This window comes from uncultured Lamprocystis sp., assembly GCF_903933125.1.
Classification (GTDB): Bacteria; Pseudomonadota; Gammaproteobacteria; order Chromatiales; family Chromatiaceae; genus Thiodictyon.
Genome location: NZ_CAIZIZ010000550.1, coordinates 1 through 3,207, shown reverse-complemented (window position 1 = coordinate 3,207; position 3,207 = coordinate 1). Strand labels below are relative to the sequence as shown.

The 3,207-nt window shown below is 57.9% G+C and carries 2 protein-coding genes; one reads left to right on the top strand and one right to left on the bottom strand.

What is annotated here, in order from left to right:
• The first annotated feature begins 170 nt into the window (after positions 1–170).
• Positions 171–1,427: an ATP-binding protein gene (locus tag QZY03_RS30185; RefSeq protein WP_295587799.1), complete on the top strand. Its 1,257-nt coding sequence runs from the start codon at positions 171–173 to the stop codon at positions 1,425–1,427.
• 271 nt (positions 1,428–1,698) lie between these two features.
• On the opposite strand, the gene QZY03_RS30180 is transcribed toward QZY03_RS30185, so the two are convergent.
• A complete protein-coding gene (locus QZY03_RS30180) occupies positions 1,699–2,712 on the bottom strand; it encodes a hypothetical protein (protein ID WP_295587797.1) in 1,014 nt (337 codons plus the stop codon).
• Positions 2,713–3,207 lie beyond the last annotated feature (495 nt).

The window sequence follows — 3,207 nt, the reverse complement described above, 5'->3', positions numbered from 1 at the left end:
GGTGACGGCTGGTGTTTTGGTCGACTTCAGACGATACCGCCGGTCTCCCGCTGCCGCCACCTCCGCAGGAGCCGCCGGCCCTGGTCCAGCCCACCCGTGCACAGCGCCCGGCCTCAGGCAAAAATGGCCAAAGTCGAGTTGCTCTGACTTGTTACTAACGAAGGGCAATAATGTACGAAAATATCTCCGACCTGCTCAAACAAATCGCCTTGGGCGAAGACTCAGTTCTTGAACTCAAGACCGTGGAGTTCAGCGGTAACAGAGTTGTCGGCCCGCATAAGGATGGCATGGCAGACGAACTGGCGGCCATGGCGAATACGGCATCCGGTATCATTGTTCTGGGGGTTGATGACAAGACCAAAGAGATTCGAGGGATACCGTCGGAGAAACTGGACATCGTTGAAGGCTGGCTACGTTCTATTTGTAACGACTCGATTGATCCGCCCTTGGATTGTGTCATACGCAAACGCATTGTACCCGATCAACAAGGTGGTGAGAAATCGATCCTGCGCATCGACGTGCCCCGCAGCCTGTTTGTCCATAAGAGCCCCAATGGCTATTTCCGGCGCCTCGGGAGTTCCAAGCGCGAGATGAAACCGGATGTTTTGGCGCGGTTATTCCAGCAACGCAGTCAGGTACGACTCATTCGCTTCGACGAACAGACGGTTCCAGGCACATCTGTCAATGATCTGAACCCCAAGCGATGGAACCAATTCAGGACCGTTATCTCATCCAAAGCGGATCAGGAATTTCTCGAAAAGATGAAGCTCATCGCTAAAGATGACGACGGCACCATGCAAGCCACGGTCAGCGGCATTCTGATGGCCTCGGACGAACCCGAGTGCTTTATCTCCAGCGCTTTTATTCAGGCCGTTTGTTACCGAGGCACCGAGCGCAATGCCGCTTATCAACTGGACGCCAAGGATATTACTGGCCCGCTTGATGTTCAGGTTCGGGACGCCTGCAAGTTTGTGGAGAGAAACATGCGGGTTTTCGCCATCAAAGCGCCCAATCGGATTGAAACCCCGCAGTTTTCCATGAATGCGGTCTTCGAGGCGGTGGTCAACGCGGTCGCTCATCGGGATTATTCCATTTATGGCTCCAAGATCCGCCTGCACATCTTTTCGGATCGGCTGGAAATATTTTCCCCCGGTGCGATCCCCAACACCATGACTATTGAAAGTATTTCGGAACGGCAGTCGGCACGGAACGAATTAATCAGTTCCTTGCTGGCCCGTTGCCCGATGAATGTGGATGCGATTGGCAGCCAGCGAAACTTTCTTATGGATAAGCGTGGTGAGGGGGTTCCGATCATTATCACCGAAAGCGAGAAGCTGGCGGGTAAGAAGCCAGTGTACAGGCTTCTTGATGACTCCGAACTGATGCTGACGATTTTTGCCGCGCCATCACCGCATGGTGAGGACTGATCTTGAGAATGGAGCCGCGGACGGTCCGCACAGCGGACCCTACTGTAACACCGTGTGTATGGTCCGCTGTGCGGACCGACGACCGTGCAGATCGCGCAGTGGCCGGGTTTATGACCAAGGCCACTTTGGGCCTTGATCAAGATTCCGGCCACTTGGGCTCGCCGGGTGCGTAGTCAGGCCATCCTGGCCTGACCCCGTCAGGGCTGGAAGCCCTGACTACGCATGCCACTGGCCAGGATTACGATCAAGGCCGCACTTTGCCATCCGGACCTTACCTGGTCGCTTTCTTTTTCCCGCAATTGCTGCGCGCGGCCGAACTGATCAGCGCACCGCGCTCACTTTGCTCGATGAGTCCGAGGGTCACGAACCGCGCGATGGTCTTGGACACCGAAGAGACATAGTCGCCGTGGTTCTTCCAGTTCCCGTCGCAGGGCGCAAACTGGGCGACCGAACAACCGTCGGGGTCGACGATGGCGTCGAACAGGGTGTCAGGGCATTGGTCGAGGGCGTCGTCGATACCGTCCGCGTCCTGATCGCTTGACGGAATCCACTTATCCGGGATCGGCGTGACGCCGTCACACGCAACCAGTGACTGCGACTCGATCACGACGTCGCGCGCTCGTATCCAGCCGGTGTTCGGGATTCCACTCCCCAGGAAGAACACGAAGTTTCCCGCGGGATTGAAATAGTTTCCGAAGAACACCTCGTCGCCGGCGTCCTCCGAGACTCGCTCGGCATTCTTGTAGATTTGCAGGGTGTTTCCGGTCTTGACAAAAAGGAAATGAGCCGCGACGCCGTCGCCCAACGGGTAATAGGTGTCGGGCAGCGGCGCCGGAGAGCCGGCCCACAAGCCCCCAAAACCGTCGGTATAGACAATACTGCCACAGGGTCCGCCGCCACCGTCGGCAGTGACCTCAAAAATGGCGACCGTGTTGTTATTGCCGGCCTCTCCCGGATACGGGCTAGTCTCAAGGAAAAGCGAGACCCGAAAATCACCTGCCAAGGCCCACTTGGCCACCGGCGGTTCGTCCCATCTAAAACCGAGATAAGCGGCGTTGCCATCGAACGTCAAGCCGTCTTGCGAGATGAAATACGGCTCCGCGCCGCCGTCGCCCCAGGGTGCAACGCGCAGCTCCCAGAAGTCGTGATCGATTCCTGTCGCAAGGTCATCGCCCCGGAGTGGATCGATAATGATGTAGTCGCCCGCCGCCGTCGGCAGCGCCGCCGCACCGAGACAGATCGCGCCGCACAGCAAACTTACCAAAGCCGGTTTGTGGTCGCTCATGATCGTTGTTAACCTCTATCGCCGTGACAGTGAATACCCGCGGATTACACAACCTCAGTATACCGCATGGCGAGTGAGCTAAATCGCGATCCCTTTTTGTTATTCTTTATTGTGCTGAGCGTTGCACAGATGCGGATGCGCGCGACACCGGTTCTGTGAATTCGCTCACGTTCGCATTTGAAAACCAATGGGCGGTCGCACGGCATCCCCCACGGCACCCCGGTGGGCCTTGATCATTCATCCGGCCAGATTCAAGCCGACACGCGTCGCGGCAGCAATTCCAAATTTGGGCGGCATCGCGCGACCTCTGGTGGATGCGGCGCGCGCGACCGCCGTGACGGGTCCCTGACACCGAGCGGCGCGCCTTATCCACCCTACAATGGAGCCGGTTTTGTAGGGTAGATAAGCGCAGCGCATCCACCATCAGCCTCGCCGCCAACGCGCTGCCGGCGGCGGCCACCCAAATTTGGAACTGCCGGCGTCGCGGCCGGGGGC

Bases quoted from the DNA above. Each gene is read 5' to 3' on its own strand.
- QZY03_RS30180 (WP_295587797.1), bottom strand. From the start codon at position 2,712: ATGAGCGACCACAAACCGGCTTTGGTAAGTTTGCTGTGCGGCGCGATC.
- QZY03_RS30185 (WP_295587799.1), top strand. From the start codon at position 171: ATGTACGAAAATATCTCCGACCTGCTCAAACAAATCGCCTTGGGCGAA.